Genomic DNA, 12,944 nt, shown 5'->3' on the forward strand with positions numbered 1-12,944 from the left:
AGATCTGCCGGTAGTGGGAGATAAGGGCTATAGTCGGAGTCGCAGACCCCCTCCGCGCACGCGGGCCAAGGGGGTCTAGCTGTGTCCGGACTTAGATCTGTTGTGGCCTGCGCGCAAGGTCACGCTCAGCAAGGTACTTTTCGTACCACTGCTGGGCGAACTGGTTGCTGTCGTGCTGATCGAGATATGCGTTCGCGCTCCAGGCGACCAAATCAGCCATCTGCTCCAGCTGCGACTGTCGCGAGTCAAGATGGATGGCGTCCTCAATGACTCGCCGCTTATCGAGCTTGAGCGACCGGTGCGTCGATCGATACGTGGGATCGGACCCATCGCCGTCCATGAAGATCATGGCCAACGAGTTCGACTGCTCGAGCTCCTGTTCGACTCGAGAAACTAACGCCTGGTACGTGCGCTGTCGTGTCTCCGCAAAATCTTCAGGCCGACCGCGCCGATAGACAGCCCCGGCGCGCAATCCCTGCGCGCACCGCAGCGTCTCGAGGCACTCCTCCGCGACCTCGCGGCCAAAGTCCTTCCAGAAGTCCACGCCTTCGTGTCTGTGTCGATCCGGGAACTTTCGCGAGATCCTGCCCCGCCCATTGACGTAATCAACTGTGTGCAGCTCCTGAGTGACCGGGATCCCCGAGTCGCGCCAGAGCCGCTTCCGCAGATCGAGCCAGTCCCGCAGCACCCCTGCCCATCTGTCCGGAGCGAACTCCACCCACCCGTAGACGACCAGCCCCGATTGCGGTCGCCCCGAGTCATCGACGTAGATGAGGCGATCAAGTCCTGGCACAACACCATTCTTGCAACCCCTGGACTTGATCTCGGCAGACCCTGGTCCGGCTCACTGAACAAGTCGCCCGCGGGTGACCAAGATTGCCTCGCAATGGGTGCAGAGCTGTGAGGTCATCTAATTCAGCCCAGTATCAAGGCGCTCGAAGTAGGTCTAGCCTCATGCCTCCTACTCTGACCCGGCCTGCTGGCGTTCTCGAGCATCAATTACGAGTTCGGCAATCTCTTCCGCTATGTCGCTGATCGGAGTGTCACTGGTTGACCGAGCGAACTTGTCGGCCAGGGATGGACTGTGCGCCGCAACGGCAGCGTGGTCGACGTTATGCCAGACCGGCAGCAGGTTCTGTTCACCCCCTACCGTGAGGGTGACAATGCCGTCGAGTTCATACTGCGGCCATCCCTTTGCGAAGTAAGCATCACTGAACACGACCGCAGCGAAACGGCTGCTTCGCAGACCTCGATCGATGCGACGTCGAAGACTGTCACCGATCCTGAGCTCTGCTCTGTCGAGCCATACCGATACTCCGCGGTCCTGAAGCGCTTGCGCCAGAGGCAGAGCGACGTCGGTCTTGTCCTCGCTCGCATGGGAAAGGAAGACGTCCCAAGTGCGTCCGTCGAAGTCCCCCTCTGATTCGGGCGGAAGCGGGCGCCGAACGGAGACCTGTCCAGAGACCCTGCCTTCCGGCGCGCTTCGATACTCAGGAAGGTTCCCGCGCGGCGGCGGCTCAACGGCGATCGTGGCGTTGATCCGACCGGGGGCGCCCCCGAGGTCAATTGCGAGATACCAGTGGCCATTGGAAGGCACAGTAAGTCGCGCCGGGCTCTTCTTGATGAGTCCGCCGGTATACCGAAAACGGCCACCGCGACTGGCCGCATAAATGCGATAGTTCGATGAATCCATTAGCAAGACATTGGCCTGCTGCCGAAGGGTGACGACGACCGTCGCTCCCTTCTTTTGCTGCCCGAGATCCTTCTTCAGATGCTCCATGTTGTGAGCCTACGTGCGACCTCTGACCATGCCCATTGCTAACGGTGCCTGCCCGGTAGGGGATACCAGAGCGGACAGTGACAATGGGCATGCGCGGACAAACCGGTGAGCGACGGTGGTTCCGCGGAGGCCACATCGCTTACAGCGTCACTGAGCCTGGCTAGGCGGAGTCGTTCACGCGCTTCCAAGCAAGCTCCAAGGCCCCGAAAACGATATTGGGGATGACCACGGTCACCGTCCTGCCCAAGATCACCGCGGTGACCACGGTCTCCTTACCCTCTGTGACACGGGAGACGACCTCAAAGTCGCTAGGAACTACCCGCTTCATCTCTAGGGGTTCACACGAACTCGCTGGCGCGGCGCCCCACAGCAGAAAACCGTGGTCGACCTCGGCCGCGTAGGAGATGCCGTGCACCGTCCACTTCGAGCTGAAAGTCACCCTCAATCATAAAGCCGCTTCAAGCGTCGATCGCGATCGACGCTGCCCGATAGACGATCGTTGAGCGGGAGACACGGTGAGATGGAATGGCTAGCGTGAGGTCATGACTCACGCAGTAGTGACTGGTGCCTCTCGTGGGCTGGGGCTCGTTGTGTCCATCGAGCTAGCGCGGCGGGGCTGGACCGTCTTCGCCGGCGCCAGGCGGCCCGCCGATCTACACCCTCGCCTTGCCGAGCTGCGGGAACAAGAGGGCGAGTCCTTCGACATCAGGCCTGTCGCTCTTGACGTAACTTCGGATGCGTCGGTCCGGGCTGCTGTCCAGACGATCGCCGACCAGACGGGGCATATCGACGTCGTCGTCAACAACGCAGGTGTCCCTGGCACCTGGGCCGCGCCCGAAGATGTCGGCCCGGACGACTTCGCGGCCGTCCTCGAGACCAACGTCCTCGGACCGGTCCGGGCCTCTCGAGCATTTCTGCCCTTGCTCCGCGAGAGTGCTCAGCCCCGGCTCGTGTTCGTCTCCTCCGGAATGGGGTCCTTTGCGTCGCAGACCACCGACCCTGCGTTCCGGGAAATTGCGCACGTGCCCTATCCGGCGTCCAAGGCTGCACTGAACATGATTGCCGTCCAGTACGCCAAGGCTCTTCCCGACATCATCGTGACGGCCGTTGATCCAGGGCTGACGGCTACAGAGTTCACCGCAGGGTCAGGCCACTCCGTAGATGAGGGTGCGGCGCCAATCCTGGCCGCGGCACTCAACGTTGAGGGGCCGTCTGGCCGCTTCTTGAACGGGGCCGGACCTGCGGGCTGGTAGATGAATTGCCTCTTCGCCGCAAATGTCCGATAGCCGATCGTGCACTGGGAGCCGAGTCGACGTGGAGTCCTGATCTCTACGCGGGGGTCCCGTCGATCGCCCTCGCCGTCTCAATCGGGGGATCGGCATACTGAGGTCGTGCCGATCCCGCCCCATCACGAAGCCGTGTTCCGGCGGCTGACCGACGCGGCCAGGAAGACCTTCGGGACAGACCACGTCTCCGTGACCCTGCTCGCTCCCGACACAGATCGCCTGCCGTTCCTGGAAGTTCCCGGCCTGTCATTTATCGGCGAACAATGGATCGTCGTCGACTTCGCCACCGGTCGAAGACTAGAGCTCGAGTGGAACCAAGCCGGGGTAGACCGCGCGATCAGTCTGCTCGAACGACGGCAGCGGAGGATGGCCATCGACAAGACCGCCTCGGAAGGCCTGCCGGGCTGGATCGAGTCACTCGTCGGCACTCGCGGCCGGGTGACGGTCCACGCTCCGGTTGCTGAGTTCGACCTGGTGGTGCGGGTGGTTCCCGATCGGGGTTTCGCTTTGCCCTTCTCCGTTCACGTGCGGCATGACGGCAATGTTGTGGTCGAGGGCTCGCAGCTTCACTGGTGGACGTTCGGCGCCGGGCGCAGTGACGATGACGGCATGGCGGCAGCGAAGGACCTCATCGAACAGGTTGTGCTCTACGGCGGCAGCATCAGACGCACATGGCGAGGCGTCACCTTGCTCGATGAACACGGTGACTACTTCTCAGGGCCAATTTCGGGGCCGAGGCTGCCGTTCCGGCCCCAACGCCTCCACTTTCGCGCCTACGGCTAGCTTCATCCCGCCCCCATAGAACGCATGACGTCCAGCTAAGGTGTTCCGCATCTTCGACGGCCGCCCGTTAGGGGATCGAGCAGCGGGCGCGAGTCGACTAGGTCAGTGGGTCCGGAGCTGATCTGACTACTTTCGAGTCATGCCCGATCGCCCGCTACCGCCCGCCCCAAGTGAGCAGCATCAACTGCGGCGGTACCTGGAAGCTGCCGTCCAGGAGTGGGGCGTGACGTACTGGCACGAAGACCGAAACTGGACCTCGGCTAATGGTCGCGAAGTCGTCTGCGGATGGGGGACCTACATCGACCGGGGGTCCCAGCGGGTGCCGATCAAGGTCTGGTTCGACGGACTTGACCATGACATCGCGATCTACGGTGAGCATCGGCGCAAGGACGAGTACGCCGAGTGGCAAGACCTCGCGGTCATGTCCACCGTGCTTGACGAAGTGATCAATGTTCTCGATCGGATGCGGCAGCCCGTCCGGTAGGGGATGGCTTACCAGGGCTCAGCGAGGCCTGTTTCCAAGCAGCGCAGCGACGAACGCAGCATCTTCTGGAGCTGGCCTAGTTCCTGCGAGCTCCATCTGTTCAGCGCGTTCGAGCGGCTGTCATCGGTGAGGTACGGGAACTGTCGTTCGACCAGTTTGTCGTAGACGGCTTGCGCGGCCCTGGATCGCGACCGGGGGAGGTGCAGTGAGTGGCGGACATCGTCGGCCAAGTTGATGCAGGTGAGGGCCGCCTCCTCGTCGAGCTTGTTCACCTTGCGATCGAGGTAGTCCTTGACCCCACGCACGTCGACGATGCTGAGGGCCTCCGGTGGGCCGCTCGGCCAGGACTGCTGCTCCGCATGGCGACGTGCCGCGTCTTCGGTGGGGAAGGTCTCGACGAGGGTGGCTTGGGTTGCGACGGCATCTCGTGTCTCGTCGTCGATGTCCTGTCCCCACCAGATGAAGCGGGGGCGAGGGCCGAGATCGACCCGGACAGGCCGCCCGTCATGTATGCGCATCTCCTTGGTCTACAGGTGTCGAAGCAACGCTGCCTAATGCTGCAGGGAGGTATTTGCGCATCTTCGTAGATGGAGAAGGAGCGCCTCGGCTTTCGCAGAGTGTCGTTGTCTCGATAGGGGATCGGTCACTGGGATGCTCCGGGGTCGTATCTAACGGGCACTGACTCCTACGGCTTTGCCCGCGGCCAAGAAAAACGTTGAGTGTTCGGTTTGAGCCCAAGGGGTTGAACCGGCTCGGAGGAGCACGCGCCAAGGCTCAGACAACGATGATGGCGTCACCGTTCCAGATCTGGAAGCTCTCGTACTGCACCGAATCATCGACGGCCTCTAATGCACGACTGTCTCCGAACTCGATGCGAATCGCATCTTTCGACAGACGGTAGGCGTTGGTCACATTCATGGACAGCAGCGCGACAACATCGGCGGCACCAGCAGGAGTCTCGTCATAAACGAGAACGCTTCCGGCCTTGTCGATCCGGTAGACCGACTCGATGGACAACCGCACCCGCTCATCGAAACGCAGCTGGAGTTGAAACTGGCCGAAAGATACGGATTCGAGCCTCCTGTCGAGAAGAAACGACAGGTCGATATCGACGGGAACGCCATACATGCGGCAAGCCTAGTTTGCGGCGGGACGGTCTTCACTAGAGCCGATCTGATGCCCGATAGCCGATCGTTACCAGGGTGTGGCGGCCGTTCACGTGGATGCATCGAGGAGGTCGATTGCCGGTTATGGGCTGTCGCTTCGGTCTGAAAACAGGAATCAGGCTTCAAGTGCCTTTCGCCGTTTCGATGAATTGCTTAAGCGAGCGAGGTCTCCCCACTTGTCAGCGGCACGCAAGACGCCGAGAGCGAGCATGACGAGGAAGACGATGGCCACGACGACCCCGAGTAAGGGGCTGACGGTGCTGCCGTAGACGGTGTCGGTTCCCCCGAGGACGGAGTTCGGGATTGCGTAGGAGATACCGTCGGGTCCCACCGCTCCGCTGAGGACGACGCCGCTGTAAGTCAACTTCTTGTCGTCGCTGATCCAAGTCCCGACGCTTTTGCAGCCGAGTCGGCCAATGAACTCGCAGCTCTCTTCAGTGTAAGTGCCTGTCACACGTGGCTGAGTCGAGTCATAGACCGAGAACGCGAGAAGTATCCCGAGGAGTAGCGCGGCCAGGGCTGCGCAGACGTAAACCGTCAGATGCCATGACCGTGTCAGGGGACGAGCGCGACGGCGAGTGTCATCGGGTTGCCGGTGCCTTGGGTGGTAGGGCGCACTGTCTGCATCTGAAGGAGAGGCGTGGATCACGAACGCCAGCGTGCCATACGCATAGCTCGTGCCTGCGTGTGTGCCCGGTAGGGGATCGGCTATCAGACGCTTAGGCCGTTGTGCTCGACGCGGCTTATGCCCCTAGGCAAGTGGCGGAACAAAGCAGGGCCCGACCATCGGCTGATGGTCGGGCCCTGCTGTGAGGGGATGCTCGGGTCAGCCCTTCACATTTCGCGGGTCATTGCCCGGCGCGATTGTGTCCTTCGCTCGCACTTGGCCCTGCCGATCGTGGACGGAGAGTTCCCCGCCACCCTGGTTGCCGATGATCTGCCGCGCGCGATCGATCGCCGCAGCCTGGGTGTCGGTGTGTGCCGAGGCGCGCGTTCCACCGCCTCGCACGTCCCAACCCCCGTTCGGGTTGGGTACTACGTTCCTGTTCGTGCTCATGTTCACCTCCTTTGTCACGACCAAAATAGACTAAATGATTGAAGCTCAACATAAAACAGGCCGCGTGGCGAATTACGGTCACGTGAACGTATGCGGCCGACACGCGGCCGTTTGACGATGGTTCTCCGGGGCTCTGTCTGGTCAGCAAGGCTATGGGTCGAGCTGCAGCAGCTGACCGATGGTGCAGTCGAGGGCGTCGCAGATGGCTTCCAGGGTGCTGAAGCGGATGGCCTTGGCGTGGCCGTTCTTGAGGATCGAGAGGTTGACCGTGGTCACTCCCACTCTTTGGGAGAGTTCGACGAGGGTCATGCCGCGATCGTTGAGGAGTGACTCGAGGTGGCATGTGACGCGGCCGGTCACACGAGGCCGGAACTGTCGTTCTGATATTTGGCACCGGTTCTGAACACGGCTGCGAGGGCTGCCAAGACAACGGCGACGTAGATCGGCCAGAACGGCACCGATGCCGCGTAGCCATTGCCGATGAATGTTCCCTCGAAGGCGGGCTCGCTGAAGGCGATGTGAGGTTGCGAGATCTCGCTCACGACCTTGAGGACACTTGCGCCTTCGAAACCGACGAAGACGACTATGGCTAGGGCGATGAGGGCTCGGGAGCACGCCCGAGCAAAGGGCGCTCCGGAGCCGATCGTGCGAACGAGGATGAAGACGCACAACGCCACACCGAAGATCGTCAGCGCGGAGACCAGGGCGCTTGCACCTTCGAGAACGAGAGTCGACACGGGAAGGTCTTTGACCGTGCCGGTCATCTGAGTGATGGCCGACGTGGTACCGACGACTACCGAAGGGGCACCGTCCGGAGCTGAGCCCGCGACTTCGCGAATAGGGGCCGTTGTGTTCCAGGTGTATTCCACTCCGGATGATCGGTCGTTCAACCGACCAACGAGAGTGGCGATGGCAATGCAGGCCTGGCCGAGAGCGGCCAGCATCGCCCCGAGGGACAAGACAAAAACGAAGCTGATGGAGCTCTTTTGAGTGAGTGCCCTGGCGGGCGGATCAGGCAAGGTCATAAATCGCAGCGTAACGATAAACGTTGTGCCGTTCCGGTCCCAGTATGAGGGCCGTGGGTCGTGTCTTGGCGACATGCTGTTGGGGCCGCAGTCAAGATCGTCCGGCTTGAGCTTGCGCAGCCCTGCCCGCCTCTCTGAGTCGAGGCCTCTTGTCCCGACAGACGATCGGCTATGGGACACCTGCCGACCCCGAGGGTCAGGAGAGCGGCTCACGAGTCTTTCGCTGGAGGCCTCGAGCTCGTCTCAGAACCGTGGAGCAGGAAGAGTGCCCGAACTGTCAGCGCTACTCCTCCAAGGAGAAGGCCCGACGCTATGAGGGAAAGCCAAGACGGCCCGTCCGCGAAAGTGCGCACGAAGAGAAGAACAACCCCCACTAGCGACAAGAAGGAAACGGCCAAAAGGTACTTTCGCAATGACGCCATGAGTGTCCAATCGTTTTGCGTGAGAACCTACCGAGCAACTAACCATCGGGCCGCGCAACCGACGAATGCTTGTCCGTTGACCGATCGCTTATAGGGCCGAGGTTACGGTCGTCGGGAGCTCAGCCAGCCCTGCCACCAGCGGCCATGTCTGCGCGCCCCTCCGGGGGCGGCCCAGTCGAAGGGTCGGAGGCCCTGCTGCTTCCTCTCCTCGTCGATGCGATGCTCCAGGTCTTCAGACCAAGCGTCGAGGGCAGCGAGGTAGTCAGCGCGTTCAGTGCTCCAGGCCACGTCTAGCTCGTCGGTGAGGAGGTCGATGAGACCGCCGCCGTCTGGGTTCAATCGGTCCTCGCATCCGGAGACGAGGAGGAAGGAACCGTCTTCCTTGAGGAGCTCGGTGGCCGGCAGTATGAGGTGATACTCGAACGGCGGAAGAAACGGGACCTGGTCGCACTCCGCGACAACCCAGCAGCCCGCGTAGTCACCCCGCCCGATGCGTCCGCCGATACCTGCGTCAGGCCATGTCTCGAAACGTGGCACGGCAACGCTTCGCGGGATGCCCGGCCCTGTATCACCTGACGTGGGCGGGCTTCCCGGCTGCAGTTGCCGTCTGCGGAAGATCACGTCTCATCATCCTCCATCTTGCGGGACGAGCCGCAGCTCTGGACCTGCTTGCGCTGCCCGATAGCCGATCGCTGGCTGCAACGCGAGTTCTCTCTAGATGCGAGGCAACAACACCATGCCGACGAAAAAGGTCGCGATTACAGCTAGGGCAGATAGGGCTAGGACAATCTTGTTGTCTCGAACGACCTTCTTGTCGGGCGTTTGGCCGGCTGCTTGGGACCTGCGACCTCGAACCAGTCGAACGATCGACCACGCGAAGAATGCCAATGACACGATGGCAACACTGCTCAGCATCTGTTGAGAATGGCAGACGCAGAGATGCGCAGCCGCAGAATGCCTGTCGGGTAGGCCGATAGGGGATCCTCTTCCGTGCGAATGGAAGTGGCGCGGACGCCCAGTTGCCCTCAATGGTGCCGGGAAGGTTCAGTATCAGCGTCTCAGGTTGGTGAGCCACCGCACGAACCGTCCCGACTCTTCCTTTGGGGGATTTGGCGTCACTTCCCAGCTGAACGGCGGCAAGCCTTTCTGCTCCCGTTGCTCGTCTACTTCTCGCTGGAACGCCTCATTCCACGCGGCGTCAGCGGCCAGGAAGTCGTCGTGGTCGATGCTCCAGGTCACGTCCAGCTCTTCGGTCAGGAGGTCGATCAGGCCCCCTCCGTCAGGTCTCTCTTCGTCGCTGCATCCTGAGACGAGAAGAGGTGACCCGTCATCTCGGAGCAGCTCATCTTCCAGCGCGATCAGGTGGTAGCCGAATGGTGGAACGAACGGGGTGTCATCACACCAGGCGATGACCCACTCGCCTGCGTGATCCCCACGTCCGATCCGTCCGGCGATACCGTCAGCTGGCCAGGTCGCAAAGCTAGGAACGCTGGTGCTTCGGGGAATGACTGGTTCGGGGGGGACGGGCATAATGGGGCGGGGCTTGCGGAAGATCATGGTTCATGATGCGTTACCAAGCCGGAGAACCGCGGCGCAGGGGACAAAGCCGTCCCGTTGGACGATCCTCTGCCGGGCTCAGAGCTTTTGCCGCATCTGCTGTGAGGCGAACCCCTTGAGGGATGCGAACGAGGAGACAAGATGAACGTGCTTGAGGACATCAAGGTTTGGGGGATGTTGCCCCGCGAGATCGCCTACATCTGTTTCAGTGCGGTCGTCACCCTCACTGGTCTGGTGACTGTGGCCGGTCTGATCCTCGGCTTGTGGTGGATGTTCATCGGATCGGCCTTGGGAGCCGCGGTCGCAGCGCTCTTGTTCAAGCTCTCTCTTCATTTGAAGGAGATCGCTTATCTGCAGTTCGAAGAGAGCCGATCGCAGGTCTCGGACTAGACGGAGGGCGGGCGTGGCGATGGATCTCGAGGCGTCCCGATAGCCGATCGTTGGCCGGCCGCGGAAAAGAATTGGAGCTTTAGGTGACTTTATCCAAACCTCCTAAACCCGACATCAGTGTGAAAAGCCAATGGCCCACAGTGTCCCGGTAGCCGATACCTCAGCGAGGTCGGCTCCGTGCGGCCCTTCCGAGAGGCCAGAGGTCTCGAAGCTGGTGGGATGGTCAGCCCACGCAAGGTCTTGGTGGCCGTTCGGTCACCAAGATCCCGGGAGGGTTCTAATCTCGGCCTATGACTGTGTTCTGGCCCGCGTTTATAGGCGGAGTCGTCCTCTTGATCGCCGGCGTACTCATCTTCCTGAAGTCCGGGTCTATCGCTACTGGAATGAGAAGCATGAGCGGCCGCGTTCCGGGGCGTGAAGCTTTCGACGGTTCTTACACCACACGCAACGCGAGGATCACTGGCGTTGCGTTCGCATTGGGTGGTGTGCTTGCGATCATCCTGAGCTTGCTGGACCTCAACTGGTAGACAAGTGTCCCGATAGGCGATGGTGCAGCGGCCATTTCGGCTCATGGGGGACGCGAAGGAGTCCGGTTCGGTGGCCTTGGGGGTTGCTTGAATTCTCTAGTGTTGCGGCATGGCTGACCTCCCGTCGATGGAAACACTCGCGGAGCTATCCACACATTGGGGTCAGCGTTGGTCGCCGGCGCCGCCTGGTTCGGTGGAGGACTACCGCTTCGGCAGTGGGGTCCTCTTGGAGTTCGACAGGCTCCCGACCTTGCATCAGCATGCCGAGCAGGCCATGCAATACGCCGAGATCATCTTCCGCGACCTGACGCTTCTTCGAGCCCTGAAGCAAGGCGCAACCGACGCCAGCGTCTTCGTCTCGACCTTTGCATGGTCTCGTGGACCGGAGCCTGGAGATCGTGACTCTTGGCTCAAGCGTTTCTTCCCGGCACGCCTTTGGCACTCGGACATCAGCGCGACGTGGATGGCCGATCCAGACTGTCCCGAAGAGCTTCCTATTTACGAGCACGCGTACGTTACCCAGCTCGGACTAGACGATCCTGGCCTTGCAGCCGCGTTGGCGCTTTCCTCAGGGATGGATGGGGAATCGTTGGCGATCTACCCGTCAGATGCGTCGTGGGTGTTCACCCTCAAGGAGGACGGGGCCTTTGTCCGGACTGACGGGGACAGAGCTGCTGAATTGGTGGCTCAGTTCCCTGAATGGGTCGGGCGGGCAACCCGTGTGAGGCCATCGAATGCCCGCTTGGAAGATCAACGCGACTGGCAGATCGATTTCTCGTATCTCGACGAGCGGACTGCTTCGCGCATCTTGGACATGGCAGAGACCCAGGGGCTTCTGGAATGGCCAGCAGGTGGACGCCTCGTTGATCCTCGAGACGATCACATGCTGGCCCTGTCTCGAGAGCAGGGGCAGCGCCTCCGAGTGCTCGCTACTGACGCGCCGGGCCTCGTCGTGGACGACTTCACGGGCGAAGGTCGCGAGATGACCCCGGCCATGGTGCGGGAGGAAATCGAAGAAGGACAGGACCCCTTGGCGGGTCTCGATGAGTTCATCGACGAGGAGGCCTACCGTCATCCCGCCGAAGCCAAAGACGGCCATCTTCCGAAGCGGTTCTGGAGCCCACGGCACAGTTACGACGGCATCGACGGATCGGATCTCGCGTCTACCTGAAACACGCAAAAGTTCGAAGGCCCGCCGTCCCAAAAGGGGATCGCCGACCGGGTAGGGGTTGACCGACACGGCGCTGACAAAGGTTGGTGCCTGGGTCGCGTCAGTGTCGTGCTTCGTCCAGTCCGTCGAGATGCAACTCGACGAGTGCCAGGACCTGTTCGGCCGATCGCGTTGAGGGGTCCCACGTGTGCTGAATCGCGAGTCCGTCGACGAGTGCATGGAGACGATCGGCTTCAAAGGTCCGGTCAAGATCAGGACGAAGGGTCCCCGCCTCCGCCATGATGTGGATGGCGCGCTCACAGATCCGGCCGACCCCGTCATTCAGGCGGCGTGCGCTGCGGGCGAGGTTCTCATCGGTCCGCGAGAGTACGCCGAGCTGCACCTGCGCCAGGATCTCGGCGGTGCGTTCGTGATCCAGGGGCAGGACCTGCGCCAGGACGTCGAGGGCGAGAGTCCGGCCGGTCGAGCGTAACGCCGCGAGTCGCGCGGTGACACGTTCCTCGATCGAGGTCAAACAGTGCTCGCGCAGGGCGTCCTGGGTCGGGAAGAGTCGGCGGAGGGAGGCTGCGGCGATGCCGGCCTCGTCGGCGACGTTGCGTACCGACAGGGCGGCCAGGCCGTCGCGCTCGAGGAGCCGCAGGCACGCAGCCGTGATCAGGGCGCCCCGTTCCTCGAGATCGACGTGGCGTGGCATCCGGTCAGCCTACGACTGGTCCCGCGCTCGATGCGGCGGGCTTTCGTGGCCAGACGGTGTAGCTGAAGGCCCAGAGGATCTCGACCCCGATGACCACCCCGAGCACTACGAAGGTCCCCTGCAGGTCGGAGGTGCGCTCGGGTTCGTCGACGATGGCGATCAGCGCGCCGAGGATGCCTCCGGCGATCAGGGCGGCTGTCCCCGTCCGCAGCACGTCTCCCCAGCACTGCACGGTGTAGCGCCGTCCGGCGAGGCGTTCCGGGGCGGGGCCGTCGGCGAACCGGTGGGTGAAGCGGGTGTCCGCCCAGGCGATCATCCTGTGTCCGTAGGTGATCGACGTGCCGATGTAGATCGCCGCGAGGCCATGGTGCCAGGACGCGGTGGCGCCACCGAGCAGGTCGACTGCCACGAGAGCGAGCAGGATCACGTCGATGAGTGGCGCAGCGACCAGCAGTGCGGTGCTGAGCCGCGGGCGGTGGAGGATGTACCGTGCCGTCAGCCCGCCGAGGATCGCGACCCAGAAAGCGACTTCGCAGACGACGATGGCAATGAGGGTCACAGAGTCTCCATCCGTTTGAGTACAGGTGTACTCGAGCAGCATG

19 protein-coding genes are annotated in these 12,944 nt (G+C 62.2%); 6 read left to right on the forward strand and 13 right to left on the reverse strand.

The window, feature by feature from the left end:
* Positions 1-91: 91 nt before the first annotated feature.
* From AEQ27_RS16575 to AEQ27_RS09375, 3 genes are all read right to left on the reverse strand, one after another.
* On the reverse strand, positions 92-793 hold the full coding sequence (locus AEQ27_RS16575) for a DUF3800 domain-containing protein (protein ID WP_082383402.1): 702 nt from the start codon (positions 791-793) through the stop codon (positions 92-94).
* Positions 794-961: 168 nt separating this feature from the next.
* Positions 962-1,780 carry a DUF1883 domain-containing protein gene (locus tag AEQ27_RS16580; RefSeq protein WP_082383403.1) on the reverse strand — a complete coding sequence of 273 codons (819 nt, stop codon included), beginning with the start codon at positions 1,778-1,780 and terminating at the stop codon, positions 962-964.
* A gap of 160 nt (positions 1,781-1,940) precedes the next feature.
* Positions 1,941-2,219: a hypothetical protein gene (locus tag AEQ27_RS09375; protein WP_054146399.1), complete on the reverse strand. Its 279-nt coding sequence runs from the start codon at positions 2,217-2,219 to the stop codon at positions 1,941-1,943.
* Between the two features lie 103 nt (positions 2,220-2,322).
* Between AEQ27_RS09375 and AEQ27_RS09380 the strand changes: the two genes are divergently transcribed.
* The 3 genes from AEQ27_RS09380 to AEQ27_RS17205 all read left to right on the forward strand — a co-directional run bounded on the left by AEQ27_RS09380 (position 2,323) and on the right by AEQ27_RS17205 (position 4,333).
* Complete coding sequence (locus AEQ27_RS09380) at positions 2,323-3,033, forward strand: SDR family NAD(P)-dependent oxidoreductase (protein ID WP_082383404.1); 711 nt, start codon at positions 2,323-2,325, stop codon at positions 3,031-3,033.
* Between the two features lie 138 nt (positions 3,034-3,171).
* On the forward strand, positions 3,172-3,849 hold the full coding sequence (locus tag AEQ27_RS09385; RefSeq protein WP_152970268.1) for a hypothetical protein: 678 nt from the start codon (positions 3,172-3,174) through the stop codon (positions 3,847-3,849).
* Positions 3,850-3,988: 139 nt separating this feature from the next.
* Positions 3,989-4,333 carry a hypothetical protein gene (locus AEQ27_RS17205; RefSeq protein ID WP_152970269.1) on the forward strand — a complete coding sequence of 115 codons (345 nt, stop codon included), beginning with the start codon at positions 3,989-3,991 and terminating at the stop codon, positions 4,331-4,333.
* A gap of 8 nt (positions 4,334-4,341) precedes the next feature.
* Here the strand turns inward: AEQ27_RS17205 and AEQ27_RS09390 are convergent, their stop codons facing one another.
* The 8 genes from AEQ27_RS09390 to AEQ27_RS17215 form a co-directional block, all read right to left on the reverse strand.
* Positions 4,342-4,851: a hypothetical protein gene (locus tag AEQ27_RS09390; protein ID WP_054146401.1), complete on the reverse strand. Its 510-nt coding sequence runs from the start codon at positions 4,849-4,851 to the stop codon at positions 4,342-4,344.
* A 256-nt stretch (positions 4,852-5,107) separates the two neighbouring features.
* Positions 5,108-5,461 carry a DUF6188 family protein gene (locus AEQ27_RS09395; RefSeq protein WP_054146402.1) on the reverse strand — a complete coding sequence of 118 codons (354 nt, stop codon included), beginning with the start codon at positions 5,459-5,461 and terminating at the stop codon, positions 5,108-5,110.
* Between the two features lie 153 nt (positions 5,462-5,614).
* The gene (locus tag AEQ27_RS17775) at positions 5,615-6,148 is read right to left on the reverse strand and encodes a hypothetical protein (protein WP_161805515.1); all 534 of its coding nucleotides are present in this window, start codon (positions 6,146-6,148) and stop codon (positions 5,615-5,617) included.
* A 177-nt stretch (positions 6,149-6,325) separates the two neighbouring features.
* On the reverse strand, positions 6,326-6,556 hold the full coding sequence (locus AEQ27_RS16585; RefSeq protein ID WP_082383405.1) for a DUF2188 domain-containing protein: 231 nt from the start codon (positions 6,554-6,556) through the stop codon (positions 6,326-6,328).
* Positions 6,557-6,706: 150 nt separating this feature from the next.
* Positions 6,707-6,916, reverse strand: a complete 210-nt coding sequence (locus AEQ27_RS09405) for a helix-turn-helix transcriptional regulator (RefSeq protein WP_054146404.1) — start codon at positions 6,914-6,916, stop codon at positions 6,707-6,709.
* Positions 6,913-7,581, reverse strand: coding sequence for a hypothetical protein (locus AEQ27_RS17210; RefSeq protein ID WP_152970270.1), 669 nt, complete (start codon positions 7,579-7,581; stop codon positions 6,913-6,915). The genes AEQ27_RS09405 and AEQ27_RS17210 overlap by 4 nt, the downstream gene beginning before the upstream one ends.
* Positions 7,582-8,105: 524 nt before the next feature.
* Positions 8,106-8,540, reverse strand: coding sequence for a hypothetical protein (locus AEQ27_RS09415; RefSeq protein ID WP_054146406.1), 435 nt, complete (start codon positions 8,538-8,540; stop codon positions 8,106-8,108).
* Between the two features lie 513 nt (positions 8,541-9,053).
* Entirely contained in the window at positions 9,054-9,560 is a 507-nt protein-coding gene (locus AEQ27_RS17215; RefSeq protein ID WP_152970271.1) for a hypothetical protein, read from the reverse strand.
* 141 nt (positions 9,561-9,701) lie between these two features.
* Here AEQ27_RS17215 and AEQ27_RS09420 point away from each other — a divergent pair, with 141 nt between their 5' ends.
* The 3 genes from AEQ27_RS09420 (at position 9,702) to AEQ27_RS09430 (ending at position 11,648) form a co-directional block, all read left to right on the forward strand.
* Positions 9,702-9,950: a hypothetical protein gene (locus tag AEQ27_RS09420; protein ID WP_054146407.1), complete on the forward strand. Its 249-nt coding sequence runs from the start codon at positions 9,702-9,704 to the stop codon at positions 9,948-9,950.
* A gap of 290 nt (positions 9,951-10,240) precedes the next feature.
* Positions 10,241-10,477 (forward strand): hypothetical protein, encoded by a 237-nt coding sequence (locus AEQ27_RS09425; RefSeq protein ID WP_054146408.1) that lies wholly within the window; start codon positions 10,241-10,243, stop codon positions 10,475-10,477.
* Between the two features lie 109 nt (positions 10,478-10,586).
* The gene (locus AEQ27_RS09430) at positions 10,587-11,648 is read left to right on the forward strand and encodes a hypothetical protein (RefSeq protein WP_152970272.1); all 1,062 of its coding nucleotides are present in this window, start codon (positions 10,587-10,589) and stop codon (positions 11,646-11,648) included.
* A gap of 100 nt (positions 11,649-11,748) precedes the next feature.
* Here AEQ27_RS09430 and AEQ27_RS09435 read toward each other — a convergent pair whose 3' ends face one another.
* Together AEQ27_RS09435 and AEQ27_RS09440 are read right to left on the reverse strand one after the other, a co-directional pair.
* Positions 11,749-12,342 (reverse strand): TetR/AcrR family transcriptional regulator, encoded by a 594-nt coding sequence (locus AEQ27_RS09435; RefSeq protein WP_054146410.1) that lies wholly within the window; start codon positions 12,340-12,342, stop codon positions 11,749-11,751.
* Positions 12,343-12,346: 4 nt separating this feature from the next.
* Positions 12,347-12,901 carry a hypothetical protein gene (locus AEQ27_RS09440; protein WP_054146411.1) on the reverse strand — a complete coding sequence of 185 codons (555 nt, stop codon included), beginning with the start codon at positions 12,899-12,901 and terminating at the stop codon, positions 12,347-12,349.
* Between the last annotated feature and the right edge of the window lie 43 nt (positions 12,902-12,944).

Origin of the sequence: Frigoribacterium sp. RIT-PI-h (assembly GCF_001297205.1) — a bacterium.
Classification (GTDB): Bacteria; Actinomycetota; Actinomycetes; order Actinomycetales; family Microbacteriaceae; genus Frigoribacterium.

Excerpts from the sequence above, each read along its gene's own strand:
- AEQ27_RS16580 (WP_082383403.1), bottom strand. The coding sequence starts at position 1,780 with ATGGAGCATCTGAAGAAGGATCTCGGGCAGCAAAAGAAGGGAGCGACG.
- AEQ27_RS09380 (WP_082383404.1), top strand. The coding sequence starts at position 2,323 with ATGACTCACGCAGTAGTGACTGGTGCCTCTCGTGGGCTGGGGCTCGTT.
- AEQ27_RS17205 (WP_152970269.1), top strand. The coding sequence starts at position 3,989 with ATGCCCGATCGCCCGCTACCGCCCGCCCCAAGTGAGCAGCATCAACTG.
- AEQ27_RS09390 (WP_054146401.1), bottom strand. The coding sequence starts at position 4,851 with ATGCGCATACATGACGGGCGGCCTGTCCGGGTCGATCTCGGCCCTCGC.
- AEQ27_RS09395 (WP_054146402.1), bottom strand. The coding sequence starts at position 5,461 with ATGTATGGCGTTCCCGTCGATATCGACCTGTCGTTTCTTCTCGACAGG.
- AEQ27_RS16585 (WP_082383405.1), bottom strand. The coding sequence starts at position 6,556 with ATGAGCACGAACAGGAACGTAGTACCCAACCCGAACGGGGGTTGGGAC.
- AEQ27_RS17210 (WP_152970270.1), bottom strand. The coding sequence starts at position 7,581 with ATGACCTTGCCTGATCCGCCCGCCAGGGCACTCACTCAAAAGAGCTCC.
- AEQ27_RS17215 (WP_152970271.1), bottom strand. The coding sequence starts at position 9,560 with ATGATCTTCCGCAAGCCCCGCCCCATTATGCCCGTCCCCCCCGAACCA.
- AEQ27_RS09420 (WP_054146407.1), top strand. The coding sequence starts at position 9,702 with ATGAACGTGCTTGAGGACATCAAGGTTTGGGGGATGTTGCCCCGCGAG.
- AEQ27_RS09425 (WP_054146408.1), top strand. The coding sequence starts at position 10,241 with ATGACTGTGTTCTGGCCCGCGTTTATAGGCGGAGTCGTCCTCTTGATC.
- AEQ27_RS09430 (WP_152970272.1), top strand. The coding sequence starts at position 10,587 with ATGGCTGACCTCCCGTCGATGGAAACACTCGCGGAGCTATCCACACAT.
- AEQ27_RS09435 (WP_054146410.1), bottom strand. The coding sequence starts at position 12,342 with ATGCCACGCCACGTCGATCTCGAGGAACGGGGCGCCCTGATCACGGCT.